The 17,461-nt window shown below is 67.4% G+C and carries 18 protein-coding genes; 8 read left to right on the forward strand and 10 right to left on the reverse strand.

Annotated features, from left to right (window positions below):
* Positions 1–108 precede the first annotated feature (108 nt).
* Positions 109–1,503 carry a pyridoxal-dependent decarboxylase gene (locus ACOQPD_RS09575; RefSeq protein ID WP_420611731.1) on the forward strand — a complete coding sequence of 465 codons (1,395 nt, stop codon included), beginning with the start codon at positions 109–111 and terminating at the stop codon, positions 1,501–1,503.
* 30 nt (positions 1,504–1,533) lie between these two features.
* Positions 1,534–1,956, forward strand: coding sequence for a cupin domain-containing protein (locus ACOQPD_RS09580; RefSeq protein WP_420611732.1), 423 nt, complete (start codon positions 1,534–1,536; stop codon positions 1,954–1,956).
* A 34-nt stretch (positions 1,957–1,990) separates the two neighbouring features.
* Here the strand turns inward: ACOQPD_RS09580 and ACOQPD_RS09585 are convergent, their stop codons facing one another.
* The 4 genes from ACOQPD_RS09585 to ACOQPD_RS09600 form a co-directional block, all read right to left on the reverse strand.
* Positions 1,991–2,998 (reverse strand): TIGR03842 family LLM class F420-dependent oxidoreductase, encoded by a 1,008-nt coding sequence (locus ACOQPD_RS09585; RefSeq protein WP_420611733.1) that lies wholly within the window; start codon positions 2,996–2,998, stop codon positions 1,991–1,993.
* A gap of 36 nt (positions 2,999–3,034) precedes the next feature.
* Positions 3,035–4,528, reverse strand: coding sequence for a CoA-acylating methylmalonate-semialdehyde dehydrogenase (locus ACOQPD_RS09590; RefSeq protein ID WP_420611734.1), 1,494 nt, complete (start codon positions 4,526–4,528; stop codon positions 3,035–3,037).
* Between the two features lie 85 nt (positions 4,529–4,613).
* Complete coding sequence (gene hydA, locus ACOQPD_RS09595) at positions 4,614–6,035, reverse strand: dihydropyrimidinase (protein WP_420611735.1); 1,422 nt, start codon at positions 6,033–6,035, stop codon at positions 4,614–4,616.
* 30 nt (positions 6,036–6,065) lie between these two features.
* Positions 6,066–7,361 (reverse strand): aspartate aminotransferase family protein, encoded by a 1,296-nt coding sequence (locus ACOQPD_RS09600; protein WP_420611736.1) that lies wholly within the window; start codon positions 7,359–7,361, stop codon positions 6,066–6,068.
* A gap of 578 nt (positions 7,362–7,939) precedes the next feature.
* Here ACOQPD_RS09600 and ACOQPD_RS09605 point away from each other — a divergent pair.
* Both ACOQPD_RS09605 and ACOQPD_RS09610 read left to right on the forward strand, forming a co-directional pair.
* Positions 7,940–8,194 (forward strand): type II toxin-antitoxin system Phd/YefM family antitoxin, encoded by a 255-nt coding sequence (locus ACOQPD_RS09605; RefSeq protein ID WP_420611737.1) that lies wholly within the window; start codon positions 7,940–7,942, stop codon positions 8,192–8,194.
* Complete coding sequence (locus tag ACOQPD_RS09610) at positions 8,191–8,592, forward strand: type II toxin-antitoxin system VapC family toxin (protein ID WP_420611738.1); 402 nt, start codon at positions 8,191–8,193, stop codon at positions 8,590–8,592. Before ACOQPD_RS09605 ends, ACOQPD_RS09610 begins: the two co-directional genes overlap by 4 nt.
* A 24-nt stretch (positions 8,593–8,616) precedes the next feature.
* Here ACOQPD_RS09610 and ACOQPD_RS09615 read toward each other — a convergent pair whose 3' ends face one another.
* The 6 genes from ACOQPD_RS09615 to ACOQPD_RS09640 all read right to left on the reverse strand — a co-directional run bounded on the left by ACOQPD_RS09615 (position 8,617) and on the right by ACOQPD_RS09640 (position 14,382).
* Positions 8,617–9,459, reverse strand: a complete 843-nt coding sequence (locus ACOQPD_RS09615) for a nitrilase-related carbon-nitrogen hydrolase (protein WP_420611739.1) — start codon at positions 9,457–9,459, stop codon at positions 8,617–8,619.
* A gap of 165 nt (positions 9,460–9,624) precedes the next feature.
* Positions 9,625–10,707 carry an ABC transporter substrate-binding protein gene (locus tag ACOQPD_RS09620; RefSeq protein WP_420611740.1) on the reverse strand — a complete coding sequence of 361 codons (1,083 nt, stop codon included), beginning with the start codon at positions 10,705–10,707 and terminating at the stop codon, positions 9,625–9,627.
* A gap of 233 nt (positions 10,708–10,940) precedes the next feature.
* The gene (locus ACOQPD_RS09625) at positions 10,941–11,729 is read right to left on the reverse strand and encodes an ABC transporter permease (protein ID WP_420611741.1); all 789 of its coding nucleotides are present in this window, start codon (positions 11,727–11,729) and stop codon (positions 10,941–10,943) included.
* On the reverse strand, positions 11,726–12,499 hold the full coding sequence (locus ACOQPD_RS09630; RefSeq protein WP_420611742.1) for an ABC transporter ATP-binding protein: 774 nt from the start codon (positions 12,497–12,499) through the stop codon (positions 11,726–11,728). The genes ACOQPD_RS09625 and ACOQPD_RS09630 overlap by 4 nt, the downstream gene beginning before the upstream one ends.
* A complete protein-coding gene (locus ACOQPD_RS09635) occupies positions 12,496–13,401 on the reverse strand; it encodes an ABC transporter permease (RefSeq protein WP_420611743.1) in 906 nt (301 codons plus the stop codon). The genes ACOQPD_RS09630 and ACOQPD_RS09635 overlap by 4 nt, the downstream gene beginning before the upstream one ends.
* A gap of 174 nt (positions 13,402–13,575) precedes the next feature.
* Positions 13,576–14,382 (reverse strand): HAD family hydrolase, encoded by an 807-nt coding sequence (locus ACOQPD_RS09640; protein WP_420611744.1) that lies wholly within the window; start codon positions 14,380–14,382, stop codon positions 13,576–13,578.
* Positions 14,383–14,577: 195 nt separating this feature from the next.
* Between ACOQPD_RS09640 and ACOQPD_RS09645 the strand changes: the two genes are divergently transcribed.
* The 4 genes from ACOQPD_RS09645 to ACOQPD_RS09660 are packed head-to-tail and all read left to right on the forward strand — an operon-like array spanning position 14,578 to position 17,460.
* Positions 14,578–15,108, forward strand: coding sequence for a hypothetical protein (locus tag ACOQPD_RS09645; protein ID WP_420611745.1), 531 nt, complete (start codon positions 14,578–14,580; stop codon positions 15,106–15,108).
* Entirely contained in the window at positions 15,099–16,157 is a 1,059-nt protein-coding gene (locus tag ACOQPD_RS09650) for a CpaF family protein (RefSeq protein ID WP_420611746.1), read from the forward strand. Before ACOQPD_RS09645 ends, ACOQPD_RS09650 begins: the two co-directional genes overlap by 10 nt.
* On the forward strand, positions 16,151–16,822 hold the full coding sequence (locus ACOQPD_RS09655; RefSeq protein WP_420611747.1) for a type II secretion system F family protein: 672 nt from the start codon (positions 16,151–16,153) through the stop codon (positions 16,820–16,822). Before ACOQPD_RS09650 ends, ACOQPD_RS09655 begins: the two co-directional genes overlap by 7 nt.
* Positions 16,819–17,460, forward strand: coding sequence for a type II secretion system F family protein (locus tag ACOQPD_RS09660; protein ID WP_420611748.1), 642 nt, complete (start codon positions 16,819–16,821; stop codon positions 17,458–17,460). The genes ACOQPD_RS09655 and ACOQPD_RS09660 overlap by 4 nt, the downstream gene beginning before the upstream one ends.
* Position 17,461: the final 1 nt, after the last annotated feature.

Raw genomic sequence — 17,461 nt, forward strand, 5'->3', positions numbered from 1 at the left:
CCTTGAAGAACACGTGGTGGCTGCCCCGAAGAACACGTGGTGGCTGCCCCGTATTGACGGGGCTCTCCGATTCTCCTTGGATTGGGGCGTGCCCATCCTGTCCTTGCGATGACTCCTGAAGAGTTCCGCCGTCACGGCTACGCGATGATCGACTGGCTGGCCGGCTACATGGAGCGGGTGGGCGATCTGCCGGTGCAGTCACAACTGGCGCCGGGCGATATCCGGGACATGCTGCCCGACCGCGCTCCGGAGGAACCGGAGGACTTCGAGGAGATCGCCGCCGACCTGGACCGGATCGTCGTACCCGGATTGACCAACTGGGTCTCCCCCGGGTGGTTCGCCTTCTTCCCGGCCGCCACCTCCGGCCCGGGCATTCTCGGCGAGCTGGTCGCAGCCGGCCTCGGCCAGCAAGGCATGCTGTGGGCCACCAGCCCGGTATGCACCGAGTTGGAGAACGTGATGGCCGACTGGATGGTGGGCCTGCTCGGGCTCCCCGACCGGTGGAGGACCACCGATCAGGGAGGCGGGGTGCTACAGCAGACCGCTTCCGATGCCGTCCATACCGCCCTCGCGGTCGCCCGCGAAGAGGCCGGCCGGCGGGGCGCCGCCGCCGACCGGTGCGTCGCCTACACGTCCTCTCAGGCCCATTCGTCCGTGGAGAAGGGAGCCCGCGTGGCGGGCTACCGCCATGTACGCCTGGTCGATGTGGACGATGCGTACGCGATGCGGGCCGACGCCCTGCGGGAGGCGGTTCGCGAGGACCGGGCCGCCGGGCTGGCGCCTGCCTTCGTCTGCTCGGCGGTGGGCACGACCGGGACGACCGCGGTGGACCCGGTCCGCGCCGTGGGCGAATTGGCCCGTAGAGCCGGGATGTGGCATCACGTGGACGCCGCGTATGCCGGGAACGCCATGCTCTGCCCGGAGTTCCGGCACCATCAGGACGGCCTGGAGCTGGTGGACAGCTACACGGTCAACCCCTACAAATGGACACCGATGACCTTCGACGGCTCGCTGTTCTACGTGGCCGACCGGCGACCCCTGATCCGCACGCTCTCGATCCTGCCCGAGTACCTGCGTAATGCCTCCACGGAGAGCGGGCAGGTGATCGACTACCGCGACTGGCATGTGGCCCTGGGGCGCCGCTTCCGCTCCCTGAAGCTCTGGTTCGTCCTGCGTTACTACGGAGCCGAGGCGCTACGGACCCGGATACGCGACAGCGTCACGTGGGCGCGCTCCTTCGCCGCCCGGGTGCAGGAAGACCCCCGTTTCGAGCTGGTGGCCCCCGTACCGTTCGCCCTCGTGTGCTTCCGGCACCGGGGCGGCAACGGGGCTACCGAGGCGCTGGGAGAGGCGGTCAACCGGTCCGGCCACTCGTTCCTGACCCCTTCCCGGACAGGGGAGATGGCCTTCCTGCGGGTGTCGATAGGCCAGATGAACACCGAGGAGGAACATGTCGAGCGGCTATGGCGCCTCGTAGACGGAAAGGCCGCTCCTCTCCTCTAGAGTCCCCGGCGTCTAGCGGTTCGGAGGATCATGGAACATTGGAGGCCCGGTGACGTAGCGTGGGAGGACGCGCCCGCGGAGTACTTCACCGGTGACGTGCTATTCGGGCCGGTGCGTAACGACGGGACGCTGAACATCCTGGCGGTGAGCTTCGAGCCGGGCGCCCGGACCGACTGGCACCACCACCCCGAAGGTCAGGTCCTGTACGTCACGAACGGCGCGGGCCTGGTCCAGAACGCGGAAGGCGCCGCCGTGGAGATCTCCACCGGAGACCTCGTCCACGCACCTCCCGGCGAGGTGCATTGGCACGGCGCCCTCCCGGACTCGCCGATGACACATCTCTCCCATACGACCGGCGGCGCAACCGTCTGGGAGGGGCGCAAGGTGAGCGACCAGGAATACGGGTCGGTGGCCGGCGGGGGTCGCTCCCCCGTCGCCGAGTCCGGCTACTGAGACACCGCCGAGCCGGGCGGGGGTGGTCCCGGGCCTATAGGTCGATCCGGGGTATGACCTGCTCGCCGTAGGCGTTCAGCGTCCCCTCCCGGTCGTCATGCATCAGGTAGACCCCGAAGTGGTCCATCCCCAGGGTCGTTAGCTCCCGCAGCTTCGCGATGTGGTCCGCCGCGGTTCCGAGCACGCAGAAGCGGTCCACGATGGCGTCCGGCACGAAGTCGGTGGAGGGGTTGCCGGCCCTTCCGTGGTGGTCGTAGTCGTAGCCTTCCCGGGCGGCGATGTAGTCGGCCAGCACCTCAGGAACCATCTCCGGGTTGTCCGAGCCGTAGCGCTTCACCAGGTCGTGGACGTGGTTGCCGACCATGCCCCCGAACCACCGGAGTTGCTCCCGCTGGTGCCCGATGTCGTCGCCCACGTAGGCGGGCGCCACCACGCACACCGCTATCTCGTCAGGATCGCGGCCCGCATCCACCGCCGCGGCCCGGACCGCCGCCACCGTCCACTCCAGGATCTGGGGGTCGGCCAGCTGCAGAATGAATCCGTCGGCGTGGCGGCCGATCGTGGCCAGCGCCTTCGGTCCGTAGCCGGCCGCCCACATGGGCAGGTCCCAGCCTTCCGAGATCCACGGTATCCGGAGAGGCGTGCCGTCGTAGTCCACCTCGTCACCGGCGACCAGGCCCCTGATGACCTCCATCGACTCGACCATCTTGGCCAGGGTCCTTGGTTTGCGGCCGATGTAGCGCAGGGCCGAGTCGCCCCGTCCCATCCCGCAGATGGTCCGGTCCCCGTACATGTCGTTGAGGGTCGCGAACAGCGAGGCCAGAACCGTCCAGTCCCGGGTTCCGGGATTGGTCACCATGGGGCCCACCACCATCCGCTCGGTCTCGGCCAGCATCCTCGAGTAGATGACGAAGGGCTCCTGCCACAGCACGTGGGAGTCGAAGGTCCAGGCGTGGCTGAATCCGTTGGCCTCGGCCAACCGGGTGAGCTCTATGACGCGGGAGGCCGGTGGATCGGTCTGGAGCACGACGCCGAAGTCCATTGTGCCTATCCCCTCTTTCGGTTCTGCTTGCCTCTGCTAACGATGCTGGGGGAATCCGAGGTCCACTCCCCGGTGGATGGGGTCCGGCCACCTGGCGATCACGACCTTGGGCCGGGTGTAGAAATGTACCCCCTCGGGGCCGTAGATGGAATGGCCGCCGAAGATGGAGTCCTTCCAGCCCCCGAAGGAGTAGAAGGACAGGGGGACCGGAATCGGGACGTTGATCCCGATCATCCCCACCTCTATCTCGGCCTGGAACTTGCGGGCCGCCCCGCCGTCGTTGGTGAACACCGCCGTCCCGTTGCCATACGGGTTCACGTTGATGAGGTCTATGGCCTCCTGGTAGGAGTCGGTGCGCACGACCGAGAGCACCGGCCCGAAGATCTCGTCCCGGTAGATCGACATGTCCTGCGTCACCCTGTCGAACAGGGTGGGGCCGAAGAAGAAACCGTCCTCGTGCCCCTCGCTGGTGAAGCCCCGGCCGTCCTCGAGGAGGCGGGCGCCCTCGGCCTCACCGGCGTCGACGTAGCCGGCGACCCGGTCGCGATGCTCGGCGGTGACCAGCGGACCCATCTGGGCGCCTTCGGAGTCCCCCGGACCCACCACCAGCTCCGCGATCCGCTCCCGGACCTTGGGCAGCAGCCGGTCGGCGGACTCGCCCACCGTCACCACCACCGAGATGGCCATGCACCGCTCGCCGGCCGAGCCGTAACCGGCCGACACCGCCGCATCGGCGGCCAGGTCCATGTCGGCGTCGGGAAGGACGATCATGTGGTTCTTGGCCCCGCCCAGCGCCTGGACCCGCTTGCCGTTCCTGGTTCCCTGCTCGTAGATGTACCGGGCGATCGGCGTCGAGCCCACGAAGGAGACGGCGGCGATGTCCGGGTGCGCCAGTATGGCGTCCACCGCCGCCTTGTCGCCGTGAACAACGTTGAAAACGCCGTCGGGAAGGCCCGCTTCGGCCAGCAGTTCCGCGTTGAGCAGGGAAGCGGACGGATCTTTCTCGGACGGCTTGAGCACGAAGGTGTTGCCGCAGGCGATGGCGATGGGAAACATCCACATGGGCACCATGGCAGGAAAGTTGAACGGGGTGATCCCGGCCGCCACCCCCAGCGGTTGGCGCACCGTGTAGGTGTCGACGGCGCTGCTCACCTGCTCCGAGAACTCCCCCTTGATCAGATGCGCGATGTTGCAGGCGAACTCCACCACCTCCAGGCCCCGCTGGACCTCGCCCAAGGCGTCGTCGAGGGTCTTTCCGTGCTCGGCGGTGAGGATGCGGGCCAGGTCGAGACGGTGCCGGGTGATGAGTTCCCGGTAGGCGAACATGATGTTCTGGCGGCGGGTCAGCGACACCGACCGCCAGTCCTCGAACGCCTTCCGTGCCGCACCGACTGCGCGGTCCACCTCGCCGGCCCCGGCGAAGGCCACCTCTGCGGCCTGGCGTCCGGTGGCCGGGTTGAACACCGGACCGGTCCGCTCCGGTTCGCCCTCCCAGGGCTTTCCGCCTATCCAGTGGGTTATGGTCTTCATCGCCCTCGTCCTCGTGCCGTAGTTCCTTGATTCATTCTGCCGTAGCGCTCGCCTCGCGGCTGCCCTTCCGGCCCCGGAGACCCTCCTAGCGCAGCATCATGGTCGTGCCGCGCCGCAGGTACTCGCCGTCGCCCTTGCTCCCGTGGTAGCGACCGTCCTCGATGATCACCTTGCCCTTCGACATGACCGTCTCGACCTTGCCGGTGATCTCCCGGCCTTCGTAGGCGGAGTAATCGACGTCCATGTGGTGGGTCTCCACCGAGATCGTATGAGAGCGATCCGGGTCGAGGATCACGATGTCAGCATCGCTCCCGGGGGCGATGGTGCCCTTCTTCGGGAACAGGCCGAACATCTTGGCCGGCGTCGTGGCGGTGATCTCCACGAACCGGTTGGCGTTGATGCGCCCGCCCGCGACACCCGCATCGAAGATCAGCTCCACCCGGTTCTCCACGCCGGGCATCCCGTTGGGGATCGCCGCGAAATTGTCCCGCCCGAGTTGCTTCTGGGTTCCGAACGTGTGATGGTCGCCCATGCAGAAGGGGCAGTGGTCGGTCGACACCACCTGCAGGTCGTCGGTCGTGAGGCCCCGCCACAGCCGCTCCTGGTGTCCCGCCGCCCGGTCGCGCAGCGGCGGCGAGCACACGTACTTGGCGCCCTCGAAACCCCCTCCGAGGTTGTCCAGATCCAGCAGCAGGTACTGCGGGCAGGTCTCCGCGAACACGTTGCGCCCCTCATCCCTGGCCAGGGTGACCTGCTCGAGGGCTTCGAGAGCCGACAGGTGGACGAAGTAGACCGGGGCGCCCGTGACCTCGGCCAGCCGGATGGCCCGGTGGGTCGCCTCGCCTTCCAGCACCGACTTGCGCACGATCCCGTGATGGATCGGATCGGTCTCGCCCCGCTGCAGCGCCTGGTTCACAAACACGTCGATGGCGATGCCGTTCTCGGCGTGCATGGCGATCATCGACCCGTTCTCGGCGGCCTTCTGCATGGCTAGGACGATCTCGCCGTCGTCGGAGTAGAAGACCCCCGGATAGGCCATAAACATCTTGAACGAGGTGACGCCCTCGTCCACCAGCATGTCCATCTCCTTGAGGGTCTGCTCATTGATGTCCCCGGTGATCATGTGGAAGCCGTAGTCGATGGCGCACTCCCCCTCGGCCTTGGCCATCCACGCCTCGAAGCCGTCCATGGCGGACTCGCCCTTGGTCTGGACAGCGAAGTCGACGATGGTGGTGGTGCCACCCCAGGCGGCGGCGCGGCTTCCCGTCTCGAAGGTGTCGGCGGCGAAAGTCCCACCGAACGGGAGCTCCATGTGGGTGTGCACATCTATGCCGCCCGGTATCACCAGCTTGCCGGAAGCGTCGATGGTGCGGTCCGCCGCCACGCCCAGGTCAAGGTTGCCGGAGGACACCAACGCAACCACCTTCGTGTCCTGGATGAGCACGTCGGCCTGCATGGTCTCGGTGGCGGTGACAACGGTGCCGTTCTTGATGAGTGCAGTTCCCATGGCTTCCCTCCGATTCGATTGTCTCGGCTGTCAGGCGCTCGTTGCCCGGCGGACGGCGGCATCGAGCATCGCCAGGCCCTCGTCGCACTCCGCCTCGGTGACGGACAACGGCGGGGCTATGCGCAGCACGTTCCCGTACAGCCCGCCCTTGCCGATCAGGAGCCCCTCGGCCTTGGCCTCCTCCATGATGGCTCCGGTCAGCGCCGGGTCTGGCTTGCCGGTGCGGGGCTCGGACAGTTCGATGCCGAGCATCAGGCCCTTGCCCCGAACTTCGGTGATCTGCTCGGTCTCCATGGCGAGGTGGTCGAACCCGTTCCTGAGTTGGGCGCCCACCTTGTAGGCGTTCGACTGGAGGTCATCCTCCACCAGGACCTCGAGCGTGGCGAGCCCGGCCGTGGTCGCCATCGGGTTGCCCCCGAAAGTCGAGATCGCGTTGGCGGGGTAACAGTCCATGATCTCCTTCCGCCCGACCACGCCTCCGATTGCCATGCCGTTGCCCAGCCCCTTGGCGAAGGTGAGCAGGTCCGGCACGATGCCGTGCGCCTCGTATCCCCAGAAGTTCTCGCCGGTGCGGCCCCAGCCGGTCTGGACCTCGTCGGAGATGAACAGGATCCCGTGCTCGTCAAGCACCTCCTTCATAGCCCCGAACAGCCCGTCAGGCGGGGTTATGAAGCCCCCGACACCCTGGATGGGCTCGACGATCATGGCGGCCACGTTGCCGGCCGTGGCGATGTCGAGCAGGTCGCGCAGATCGTCGACGCACCGGGCGATGAACTGGTCGTCCGGCAGGTGGCCGAACGGGGAGCGGAGCTTGTAGCCGCCGTGCACGTACGTCACCTGGAAGGGGCTGAAGGTAGTGCCCGACCAGGCGGCGTTGCCGGTGACCGCGATGGCGCTGTGGGACTTGCCGTGGTAGCTGCCTCGGACGGCGAGCACTTGGTTGGACTTCCGGTACTGGGTGGCCAGCATCAGGGCGGTGTCGTTGGCCTCGGTGCCCGAGTTGGCGAAGAACACCCTGGCGTCCGGAATACCCGACAGCGCGGCGATCTGCTCCGCCAGGGCTATGTGCGACTCCATCAGGTACAGAGTGGACGTGTGAAGCATCCGGTCCGCCTGCGCCTTGATCGCCTCCACCACCCGCTGGACGCGGTGGCCGGCGATCGTCACCAGGATCCCCCCGAAGAAGTCCAGGTAACGGTTCCCCTCGGCGTCGACCACGTGCCGACCCTCCCCGTCCACCAGCGAGATCGGCTCGTCGTAGTACAGACCGACCCAGGGTGGAATCACCGCCCGGTGGCGCTCTAGCAGGTCGGCATGGACTCCCACAGTTTGACCCCCGTGTCGTCTCTGGCATCAGGATAACTTGCAGGCTTGGCAAGCGAGCCGGTGATATCACAGGTATCGGCGTCGTGGAGCGGGCTGACATGGGAGTGGTCGCGGCAAACAGCGACCGGGGTCACCGACCACGGGTCGGTGCCCTGACGGGGCACGCTGTGTCATCGGCCAGGTGTTCCTTCGAAGAGATGGTCGTACGTCGACTCGCGCTTGTGGGCATGGAACACAACACCCGTTGCCATATCCCTGAGCACCACAATGGGCAATTCCCGGGTGGTGAACCCACCGATTGCGGCAACGCCGCGGTGAGGGCCGTTGGTGGCCGCCCCGCTCGGCCACGACAGTGCCGCCACGATGTCCTTTCTCGGGTACCGCTTCAGTGCCGAGTCGAGGATCTCAGTTACATCGGAGGGTTGGGTCAAGAAACCGCGACGGGCAAGCGCGAGAAATCGCCACACCCAGACCCAGCCCTGCGGGCCTTCTCCACCCGACGAACTAGCGATTCAGGGCTCTGGCTGACCGGACCAACTTGAGTTGATGTAGTCACATAGGCGCCCTAAAGTGACTACATGGATGTCGGAATCCGGGAACTCAAGGCACATCTGTCGGAGTACGTGAGGAAGGCTGCCGGCGGTGAGTTGATCCTCGTGACCGATCGGGGCAGGCCGGTCGCGAAGCTCGAGGGCCTGGGGGGCGCGTCGATGGTGGAACAGGGCATCGCGGAGGGGTGGATAACGCCCCCGGCGCGCTCCGGGCTCACCCCCGCCGTGTACCACAAGGCTCCTCTCAGCACCATGGAGGTAATCGACGAGGACCGCGGGTGACGCTATACGTGGACACCAGCGCGTTGATGAAGCGGTACGTGCAGGAGCATGATTCCGAAGTCGCTGTGCAGCTGATGTCGAGCGATCCGGTGCTGGTGACCTCGCGCCTCACAGTGGTCGAGTTGCGGCGGAACCTCGCTCGCCTCCTCAGGGGTAACGATCTCGTCGGTGCGCGCCGCCGCGCGCAGGCCGACCTTGACGCGTTCGCTCTGGTCAGCCTTGATGCTGCTACCTGCAACGAGGCAGCCCGCATCGCCGAGCAGACCCTGTGCCGCTCGCTCGACGCGTTGCACATGGCCGCCGCACTCCGTACAGGCGCTTCTACGACAATGCTGACCTTCGACATCCGTCAAGCGCAGGCCGCCCGATCCACAGGACTCTCGGTTATCGGTGTGTAACGAGATGTCGCCGGGCGCCGGTTGTCAGGGGGCGACCAGGGGATCGTAGGCGTCGGGACGACGGTCCCGGTAGAAGGCCCAGGTCTTGCGCACCTCGTCGATCAGGTCCATCTCGAGGTCTCTGATCACCAGTTCCTCCTCGGTGTCAGAGCCTGCTTCGCCCACCAGTTGCCCTCTCGGGTCGACGAAGTAGGAGGAGCCGTAGAAGTCGTTGTCGCCGTAGGGCTCGGTGCCGACCCGGTTGATCGCGCCCACGAAGTACTCGTTGGCCACCGCTGAGGCGGGCTGTTCCAGGTTCCACAGGTACATGGACAGGCCGCGGCTGGTGGCCGAGGGGTTGAACACGATTTTGGCGCCGGCCAAGCCCAGCGCTCTCCAGCCCTCCGGGAAGTGGCGGTCGTAACATATGTACACACCGATCCGGCCCACCGCGGTGTCGAACACCGGATACCCGAGGTTGCCGGGCCGGAAGTAGAACTTCTCCCAGAACCCGTTGACGTGAGGTATGTGGGTCTTGCGGTACTTGCCCAGGTAGGTGCCGTCCCCGTCGATCACCGCCGCCGTGTTGTACAGGAAGCCGTCGTCCTCCTTCTCGTAGAGGGGGACGACCAGCACCATGCCCGTTTCCTTGGCTACCTCGATCATCCGCTGCGTGCTGGGGCCGTCCGGCACCGGCTCCGCAGTGTCCTTGTGGTCGTCGTCCTGGACCTGGCAGAAGTAGGGACCGTTGAAGAGTTCCTGGAAGCACATCACCCGCGCGCCCCGGTCGGCAGCTTCGTACGCGTAGTGGACGCCCTTCTCGACCATGGACTCCCTGTCACCGGTCCATGCCGCCTGCAGAAGGGCTGCTCGAACGATGTTCGCCATTACTGTCTCCGATCCTCAGCGTGTCATCTTCGGGGGAGCGTATCGGTCGCCCGCCGTCGGGGGGACAGGGCGGGGCCGTGATCATGCCTGCCACAGCCCCGCCGTATCACTATTCCGGTTACGCCGGTTCGTTGTCCTTCCGGATGTCGCGGGCTGACCCGAGTGCTACTCGCCGCCCGGGTTCAGTTCCACCGTGACCCGCTGCCAGCCGTTGCCGACCGTGTCGAGTCCGTCGTCCTCCAGCGCGTCCACCGCGTTCTGAGCTAAGTCGGTCCGGTACGAACCGGCCGGCGGCACGCCCTGGATAACACCCTGACTGGTGGCCACATCAACGGTCTGCTGCCACAGAGCCTGGTCCATGACGCCGATGCCCAGGGGAGACGGCCAGATGAGACCGTTGATCTCGTTCATCTGCCACGTCTGGTGACTGCGGCCGAGGGTCGGTCCGGCGGCGAGCACTATGTCCACGCAGCTGTCGGGGTTGTCACGGCAGTAGATCCAGCCGCGGAAGCTGGCCCGCAGGAAGGCTTCCACGGTGTCGGGGTTGTCGTCGGCATACGCCTCGGTAACCCAGATCGCGTCCTGGAGCATCGCCGTGGCGATCGACGGATCGTTGAAGTCGATCACGGTCAGGTCGGACGGCTGGTAGAGCTCGCCGGTATCAGGGTTGGTCGCCTCCAGCACCTGGGCATACTCGTTGTAGATCATCGCCTCTGCGGCGTCGATCTCCCGGTTGAGCAGAGCCTCCATGTCGAAGCTCTGGGCGACCAGTTCGCCCACGTTCACCCCGAACTTCTCGATAGCGGCGGTCAGCTCGTACTCGTTGCCGAAGCCCCAGTTACCGACGACCTTGCCTTCCCAGTCGCCGGGTTGCGTGATCCCGGAGTCGGCCCAAGAGACCATCAGCGTTCCGGAGCGCTGGAAGACCTGCCCGACGTTGACCAGGCCGGCCTCCTCCTCGTTGGACACCAGGGCCTTGGGCACCCAGGCCAGGCCGAACTCGGCGCCTCCGGTGGCTACCACCTGCTGGGGCACGATCTCCACCGCGCCTTCCAGGATGGTCACATCCAGCCCCTCATCGGCGTAGAACCCCTGATCGACAGCCGCGTAGTAGCCGGCGAACTGCGCCTGCGCCACCCACTGGAGCTGCAGGTTGATGGGGGTCAGCTCATCGTCTTCCGCGGCACAGGCACCGGTGATCAATACCAGTACCGCCAGCGTCGCGGTTAACCCTCGTAGCCTCCTCATCGTGCCTCCCTTCATGGTGCTATCTCCCGCTCAGCCGCCCTGCCGGTCGCCTGCGCAAACCATGCCCGCGCCCTCCGCGCAGAACAGATCCGCTGCAACGACGGCTACGGGGGATTCCTGATGACCACCCCTTTCGGGTAGGCACCGAAGGATAACGGCCGCGACCTGCGCCCTGCCTTGTGGGAAGGGTTTATTTGCCGGCCACCCGCCCTGCGCCGGCTGCCTTCAGCCCTTCAGACACTGCGTACCGAGACATGCCACGGGATGACCCGGCGCTCGATCAACACCACCACGTTGTAGAGCACTATGCCGAACACCGAGGCCAGCACGATCGCAGCCCACGCCTCCTCGAACTGGAGGAGCCCTGCCTTGGTGGTGATGTACTGCCCGAGCCGATCCTGGGAACCCCCGAAGAACTCCTTGACGATGGCACCGATGAGGCTGAGTGCGGCGGCGACCTTCAGCGCGGAGAACAGGTACGGGGTCGCGTTTGGGAGCTGCAGCTTCCATAGGGTGGTGAGGCGACCGGCGGCGTAGGACTCCATCAGTTCCACCTCGGACGCCTCCACGGACATGAGCCCGCGGACCAGGTTGATCATGACCGGGAAGAACACGAGGACCGCCACCACGAAGATCGAGGCGAATGGGCTCCGGAGCCCGAACCAGGAGTTGGCGATCGGCGCCAGCACGATGACCGGGGTGGAGTTGGCCGCGATCGCGAAGGGAAGGGCACCGTCGCGCACGAACCGCCACCGGGCCGCCGCCAGAGCCATGACCACCGCGAGGGCACTCCCCAGCAGAAGGCCGGCCAGCGCCGTGGAGAAGGTCCCGGCCCCGGCGGTGAGCAGGTCGGCGGTCTCGGCGCCGAACGTGGCGGCGATCGCCGTGGGCGCCGGGAGTATGAACCCCTTGATATCGAAGGCTCTGACCACAGCCTCCCAGACGATCAGCCCGCCCACGAAAATTCCGATGGCGGGAAGCCGGTGGTAGAGCCTGCGGCGGAACTCGCCTCGGGTGGTCACGAGGCCTCCACCGCTCTCAACCCCTCGCGGACCCTGGTCAGCAGAGCGAAGAAACGCTGGTCCTCACGGGTTCCGTAGGACCGCGGCTCGGGGAGGTCGATGTCCACCACCTCCGTGATGGTCCCGGGGCGGGACGACATGATGACAACGCGGGTCGACAGGAACACCGCCTCGGGGATCGAATGGGTGACGAACACCACCGTCGTCCCCGTCTCGGCGCGGATGCGGAGCAGTTCCGTCTGCATCCTCTCGCGGGTCATCTCGTCCAGGGCACCGAACGGCTCGTCCATCAGCAGGATTGAAGGCTTGAATGCCAGCGCCCTGGCGATGGCCACCCGTTGCTGCATCCCCCCGGACAGTTGCCACGGGTAATGGCCGGCGAACCGGCCGAGTTGGACCAACTCCAGCATGGCGGCCGCCTGCCGGGAGCGTTCGGCTTCGCCCATGCCCATGATCTCGAGAGGCAGCTCTACGTTGGCCGCCACCTTCCGCCAATCCAGCAGGGTGGCGGACTGGAACACCATGCCGTAGTCGCGGTCGAGTCGAGCCCGGGCGGGAGTCTTACCGTTGACCGACACCGTGCCGGCCGACGGTGGGGTGAGATCACCGATCAGGCGCAAAAGGGTCGACTTCCCGCATCCGGAAGGTCCGATGACCGAGATGAACTCTCCTCGCTCGACCTCGAGGTCGATCCCATGGACCGCTCGTACCTCCTGGTCGGAGCCGGGATTGAACACCTTCCCGACCCCGCTCAGCGACAGTGCGCTCATGCCACCACCTCCTTCAGGTCCCGACCACGCCGACCTGCGGTCTCGCCGGCGTCCTCCAGACGCCGGGACGGCGGTATCAGCATTCGCTCGGCGAGGACCACGACTCCGACGAACCCGATGCCCACCAGCGACGCGACGAGTATGGACGCGAAGAGCTTCGCGGGGGCTGCCGAAAAGGCCGCGGCGAAGTTGAGTATGGCCCGACCCAGCCCGTCGGGCATGCTGGCGGGAAGCTCCCCGACGATGGCTCCGATGATCGCGGCGGTCGCCGCGATCTTGAGCGCGGGAAACAGGTAGGGCAGGGCAGCCGGTACCTGGAGTTTCCAGAGCACCTGGTTCGGGGTGGCGGCGTAGGAGCGCATCAACTCTGAGGCGGTCGCATCAGGCGAGCGAAGCCCCCGCAGCGTGTTGATGGCAACCGGGAAGAAGGCCAGGTAGGCCGAGACCACCGCCACCACCAGCCACCGGGTGATGTTCAGCCGACCTGCCCAGACCACGAGGATCGGGGCGATGGCGAGGATGGGGACCGTCTGGGAGGCAACCACGTGGGGCATCAGACCGCGCTCGGCGAGGGCCGATCGCACGAACAGCACCCCCAGACCGAAACCCACCGCGCTCCCGAGCACGAACCCGAGGAGAGCGGACCGCCAGGTGAACAGGGCGGCCTTGAGGAGGACCAGGAGCAGCATGTCGCCTCCGCGGCGGGCCGGGCGCAGGAGGGCGATGACGACGTCCCAGGTGTGGGGCATCGAACGCTCGTTGGTTCGTACCGGCAACTCGACACCGGTGCCCGGCCAGACGCCGCCCGTTGCCGTACCCATCCACTTGTAGCCTTCCCACACCGCGACCAGAACGGCCAGGATCCCGAGAAAGGACAGGAGCCGCCGGGTGTTGGGACTCATGGATCCGCGCGCCGGGATGGCTCTGACCTGCGATGCCGGACACGCCCCATGTCCGGCATCCTATTCATGACCCCACCCGGCGCGCAGCCGTCAGGCCACCCGCCGCCCGACGTCCGGAGCCACGGCGCGACAACGTCTGCGCGCCTCGCGGACGGGCCGGTCTCGGGTTCCTGGTCAGGCGGGGCGGGCCACCCTTCTCCGGGTCTTGCGGATCCATAGGCCGATGGTTCCGGCCACCACCAGCGCCGTGGCTGCCGCCGAGACGATGGGAACCGGCCTGGGCAGGTCGGCGAGGCGGCTGCGCAGAGTCACCGGGCGGGCGAACCGGAGCACGGGCCACCCCCGCTCCTCGGCCAGCTTGTTGAGATCCTTGTCCGGGTTGACGACCACCGGATAGCCCACCGCCTCCAGCATCGGAAGGTCGGTGACGCTGTCCGAATAGGCGTAGCACCGGTCGAGGTCGATGCTCCACTCGCCGGCCAGCCGCCGGATGGCGTCGGCTTTGGCCGTTCCGCTCGCATAGAAGTCCAGTTCGCCCGCGTAGCGGCCTTCGGCGTCAACAGCCGAGCGAGTGGCGATGACATGGCCGACCCCGAGATGGGCGGCCAGGGGTCGGGCCACCTCCTCGGGCGAGATGGACACGATGACGACCTCCCGGCCCGCCCGGCGGTGCTCCTCCATCAGGTCAAGAGCTTCCCCGTAGACCAGCGGCGCCACCACCTCGTCGATGGTCTCTTCGACCAGTTCCCGGATCCGGGAGGCCCTGACGCCCTCGGTCAGGCTCACCAGCTGGTCACGGAGCTGATCCAGCTTCTCCTGGTCCGCTCCGGCCATCCGGTACACGGCCTGGGCCATTGCCGCCCTCAGCAGGGTCCGTCGCCTGAGCAGGCCTGCCCTGTAGAGCGGCCGGGCGAAGGCAAGGGTGGACGACTTGGCGATGATCGTCTTGTCGAGATCGAAGAAGGCGACGCCCGCGTTCACGGGCCCCATCTTATGGGAGGACGCGGCGGTTCGGCGCCCGGAGTCCGGTCCCGTCCAGGCCCGGATCGGGTCGTAAGAACGCGAAAAGAAGGGGGTTGTCAACCGGTTCGAAGTTGGATACGTTAGCTATATGCTTCATAACGTTAAACAATATCGACCGCGCCGGCTGGCGATCGAACAGAAGGGCCGGCCGGCATGGTAGCCATGGCCGTCCATACCCTCCACGACGATGTGCTCGGGACGCTGGCTCCGCTCGCGCTGGCATCCTTCCACAGCACGGCACTCGTGATCGACCTCGATCCGGAGGGCCTTCCGCTGCCGGGGCGGCGGACCCTGGCAAGCCTGGTGGAAGACGGCCCCACGCTGGCCGAGCTGGTCCCCTCCAGAAGGGGACAGGCGGTGCTACCGCACGGAGGGGTCCGTATCCCGGCTGCCATGGAGGTGGTCAGCGCCCTGGTCGAGTCCTGGCCGTGCGTGGTGGTGCGAACCCCTACCCCCCTGGACGGCATGCCGTTCGTCCGGGTCGCGCCCCTCATCCCCGGCGTCGATACCCGGGTCCCGCCCCGGGTATGGGTGCGTACCGGGATCGGCAGGGTGGAGCCCGGGCCCGGGCCCGTGGTCGACGCTCCGCCCCGCTCCGCCTTCAACTCCGTGCTGGCCCGCCGCACCCCCACCGGAAGGTGGCTGCGGTCGTGGGCGCCGGTCTGGAGATGGCGATGGCAGTAGTCGAACGCGTTCTCCGGCGGGTGCTCGAGTCCGATATCGAGTTGAACCGGGATCAGGCCGAGGCCGAAGTGCGCAGGATCATGTCCGTGGAGTCGCCACTGGCCGCCCCCGGGATCGTGGATGTCGTCGTGGACACCCTCATCGGGATGGGACCGATCGAGCCGCTCTTCCGGGACCCCGCCGTGTCGGACGTGTTCGTCAACGGTAGCGACGAGGTATGGGGGGAGCGTCTCGGGGTACTGGAGCGCACCGATGTCACCTTCGCCGACGACGCGGCCGTCCTGGCGGCCGTCGAACGCACAATCGCCCCGCTTGGTCTACGCCTGGACCGGGCCAGTCCTCTGGTGAGCGCCCGCCTCCCCGACGGCAGCCGCCTGCACGCGGTCATCCCGCCGGTGTCGGTGGGGGGTCCGATCGTCGCCATCCGCCGCTTCACCGCGGTGGCGCCCAACCTGGACACCTTCGTCGATTGGGGCTCGATGACCGATGCCCAGCGGATAGTGCTCGAGCAGGCCGTGATCGACCGGAGGAACATCGTGGTCAGCGGCGGGACCGGTTCCGGAAAGACCACTCTGCTGAACGCCCTGGCGGCGGCGGTGCCGGCCGGCGAACGGATCGTGACCATCGAGGACGCCGCCGAGCTGAACTTCTCCGGTCACGTGGTCCGGCTCGAAGCCCGCCCTCCCAACGCTGAGGGCCGCGGCCGGGTCACCCTGGCCGACCTGGTACGTACCGCTCTCCGGCTCCGGCCGGACCGCATCATCGTCGGGGAGGTGAGGGGAGCCGAGGCCCTCGACATGATTTCGGCCATGAACACCGGCCACGACGGGAGCCTGTCGACCGTCCACGCCAACGGGCCCGACGACGCCCTCTGGAGGATCGAGACGCTGGCCCTCACTGGAAGCGAGGGGGTGGGCGAGACCGCTGTCCGGCGCCAGCTCCGCTCCGCTGTGGACCTGGTGGTGCACCTGCACCGCAGGGACGCTCACCGCCGGGTCGAGATGATCGCCGAGGTCGGGCTCGACGGATGCCGGGGGACGGCATGCTGATTCTCGGGCTGGTGGCGATCGGCGTAGCGCTCCGGCCCCGGCGCTGGTGGGAGGCGCTGGCTCTGGCCGCCCCGGTGGTACTGCCTTGGTGGGCAGGCCTGGCGGGAATCGCCGCCGGCATCTGGGTAGCCCTTCGCAGGAGCCGTCCCGACCCCTACCAGGAGGTGGCATACCTGCAGGCCGTGAGTGCCGAGCTGCAGGCGGGAAGGAGCCTCCGCCAGGCGCTGGTCGATGCCGGCACTCGTGCGCCCGACCTGGATCTGACCCGGATGGCCCGCCTCTGCCGATCCGGCCGCCCCATGCTCGAAGTGGCGCGAGCGGCGTCCGAGGCGCTCCCGCAAACCGGCCACCTGGCGGGAGCCGCGGTGCAGATCGGCGCCGAGAGCGGGGGCCGGGTATCGGCGGCCTTCGCCACCCTCGCCGGCATCCAGGCCGACCGCATCGAGCTGCAGCGCGAGGTGAGGGCGGCGGGCTCGGCGGTCCGGGCATCCGTCGCGGTACTGGCCGTGCTTCCCGCCGGCGGATTGCTCGCGGCAGCAGCCACCGGAACGCTCTCGGATCTGATGGCGATGGGTACGGTCGGACCGATCCTGGTCGGCATCGGGGCCGTGCTGCTCATCGGCGGCGCCTCGGTGACGCTCATCCTGGGAAGGCAACTCTCGTGAGCCTCTTCACCCTGGTGTCCGTTGCGGTCGCTGTCTACGTCATGACCGCAATGCAGCCGCGCGGCGTGCGCCTCATCGCCGCGACCGGCACCGCCATCGGGCTGGCCAACCCGCTGGCCTGCGCCAGCCTCGGCCTGGTCTGGTATTCCCTCCGCCGGAGGAGGTCACTCCGCGCCGAGCGACTGGCCCGCCGAGGGGCGGAGCGGGAGCTGGAACTACTCACCCACTCCATGCTGATCGGTCTCTCGGGTGGTCTGTCGCCGGCCGGGGCGCTGGCTCTAGCCCGGGAGAGCCTCACCTCATCGCTGGGCCAGGAGGTCGACCAGGTCCTCCGCCATGCCGTGAAGGGCGGCCTCACCGCATCCCTCATGCGCGCAACCGGTGCCGGTGGCAGGCTGTTCCGCCAGGTAGGCGCGGCACATCTGTCGGGTTCTCCCCTCGAACTCGCCCTTACCGCCCTGGCCACCGAGTACCGGGAAGCAGCCCGCTCCTCGGCAGTCGAGAAGGCACGCCGACTCCCGGTGAGGATGATGCTGCCCCTCACCCTCCTGATGCTTCCCGGCCTGCTCATCCTGATGATCGGTCCGCTGGTGCTGCCCTCGCTGGCGCGGCTCCTCGACCCCTTCATGTCGTTCTGAA

The organism is Candidatus Spongiisocius sp. (assembly GCF_965221825.1).
Taxonomy (GTDB): domain Bacteria; phylum Actinomycetota; class Acidimicrobiia; order Spongiisociales; family Spongiisociaceae; genus Spongiisocius.

What these genes read in the sequence shown, in the direction of transcription:
- ACOQPD_RS09575 (WP_420611731.1), top strand. Translation starts at nt 109, where the DNA reads ATGACTCCTGAAGAGTTCCGCCGTCACGGCTACGCGATGATCGACTGG.
- ACOQPD_RS09580 (WP_420611732.1), top strand. Translation starts at nt 1,534, where the DNA reads ATGGAACATTGGAGGCCCGGTGACGTAGCGTGGGAGGACGCGCCCGCG.
- ACOQPD_RS09585 (WP_420611733.1), bottom strand. Translation starts at nt 2,998, where the DNA reads ATGGACTTCGGCGTCGTGCTCCAGACCGATCCACCGGCCTCCCGCGTC.
- ACOQPD_RS09590 (WP_420611734.1), bottom strand. Translation starts at nt 4,528, where the DNA reads ATGAAGACCATAACCCACTGGATAGGCGGAAAGCCCTGGGAGGGCGAA.
- hydA (WP_420611735.1), bottom strand. Translation starts at nt 6,035, where the DNA reads ATGGGAACTGCACTCATCAAGAACGGCACCGTTGTCACCGCCACCGAG.
- ACOQPD_RS09605 (WP_420611737.1), top strand. Translation starts at nt 7,940, where the DNA reads ATGGATGTCGGAATCCGGGAACTCAAGGCACATCTGTCGGAGTACGTG.
- ACOQPD_RS09615 (WP_420611739.1), bottom strand. Translation starts at nt 9,459, where the DNA reads ATGGCGAACATCGTTCGAGCAGCCCTTCTGCAGGCGGCATGGACCGGT.
- ACOQPD_RS09620 (WP_420611740.1), bottom strand. Translation starts at nt 10,707, where the DNA reads ATGAGGAGGCTACGAGGGTTAACCGCGACGCTGGCGGTACTGGTATTG.
- ACOQPD_RS09630 (WP_420611742.1), bottom strand. Translation starts at nt 12,499, where the DNA reads ATGAGCGCACTGTCGCTGAGCGGGGTCGGGAAGGTGTTCAATCCCGGC.
- ACOQPD_RS09635 (WP_420611743.1), bottom strand. Translation starts at nt 13,401, where the DNA reads ATGAGTCCCAACACCCGGCGGCTCCTGTCCTTTCTCGGGATCCTGGCC.
- ACOQPD_RS09645 (WP_420611745.1), top strand. Translation starts at nt 14,578, where the DNA reads ATGGTAGCCATGGCCGTCCATACCCTCCACGACGATGTGCTCGGGACG.
- ACOQPD_RS09650 (WP_420611746.1), top strand. Translation starts at nt 15,099, where the DNA reads ATGGCAGTAGTCGAACGCGTTCTCCGGCGGGTGCTCGAGTCCGATATC.
- ACOQPD_RS09655 (WP_420611747.1), top strand. Translation starts at nt 16,151, where the DNA reads ATGCTGATTCTCGGGCTGGTGGCGATCGGCGTAGCGCTCCGGCCCCGG.